The organism is Ruegeria lacuscaerulensis, from assembly GCF_013033355.1.
GTDB lineage: Bacteria > Pseudomonadota > Alphaproteobacteria > Rhodobacterales > Rhodobacteraceae > Ruegeria > Ruegeria lacuscaerulensis_A.
On the sequence record NZ_WQDY01000036.1, the window covers coordinates 1 to 1,267 of the forward strand.

Below are 1,267 nucleotides of genomic sequence, written 5' to 3' on the forward strand. Positions count from 1 at the left end.
AACGAAAAAGGCCGCCCCTGTGGAACGGCCTTCTTTAGTGCAACGTTTAGGCCCGAGATTATTCGACGAATAATCTCAGCACCGTCACCGATTACTCAGTGATTTTCGACACAACACCGGCGCCGACGGTGCGGCCGCCTTCGCGGATCGCGAAGCGCAGGCCCTGCTCCATCGCGATCGGCGCGATCAGCTCAACGCCGAACGACACGTTGTCGCCAGGCATGACCATCTCGGTGCCTTCCGCCAGGGTCACGGTGCCGGTCACGTCAGTTGTACGGAAGTAGAACTGAGGACGGTAGTTCGCGAAGAACGGAGTGTGACGACCGCCTTCTTCCTTGGTCAGGATGTAGGCTTCGGCTTCGAACTTGGTGTGCGGTGTAACCGAACCCGGCTTACACAGAACCTGGCCACGCTCAACGCCGTCACGGTCAACACCACGCAGCAGCGCGCCGATGTTGTCGCCCGCTTCACCGCGGTCCAGCAGCTTGCGGAACATTTCAACGCCGGTGCAGGTGGTTTTCGAAGTGTCGCGGATGCCGACGATTTCAATCTCGTCGCCAACGTTGATCACGCCACGCTCAACACGACCGGTCACAACGGTACCACGGCCCGAGATCGAGAACACGTCTTCGATCGGCATCAGGAACGGCTGGTCAACAGCGCGCTCAGGGGTATCGATGTACTCATCAACAGCCGCCATCAGTTCCTTGATTTTCTCTTCGCCGATTTCCGGGTTGTTGCCTTCCATCGCGGCCAGAGCCGAACCTGCAACGATCGGAATATCGTCGCCGGGGTATTCGTACGAAGACAGCAGCTCGCGGATTTCCATTTCCACGAGTTCCAGCAGCTCTTCGTCGTCAACCTGGTCAACTTTGTTCATGAACACGACCATCTTCGGGATGCCAACCTGGCGGCCCAGCAGGATGTGCTCACGCGTTTGCGGCATCGGGCCGTCAGCGGCGTTCACAACCAGGATCGCGCCGTCCATCTGGGCAGCACCGGTGATCATGTTCTTGACGTAGTCGGCGTGGCCGGGGCAGTCAACGTGCGCGTAGTGGCGGTTCTCGGTCTCGTATTCCACGTGGGCGGTCGAGATGGTGATGCCGCGCGCTTTCTCTTCCGGCGCACCGTCAATCTGGTCATACGCTTTGAAGTCACCGAAATACTTGGTGATCGCTGCGGTCAGCGTGGTTTTACCATGGTCAACGTGGCCAATCGTGCCGATGTTGACGTGCGGTTTTGTACGCTCAAACTTTTCCTTTGCCAT

The 1,267-nt window shown here is 58.5% G+C and carries 1 protein-coding gene; it reads right to left on the bottom strand.

The genetic code is table 11. The features are described from left to right. Nucleotides 1-91 precede the first annotated feature (91 nt). Nucleotides 92-1,267, bottom strand: a 1,176-nt coding sequence (gene tuf, locus GOW48_RS22275; RefSeq protein ID WP_170356932.1) for an elongation factor Tu, incomplete at its 5' end; no start/stop codon positions are given.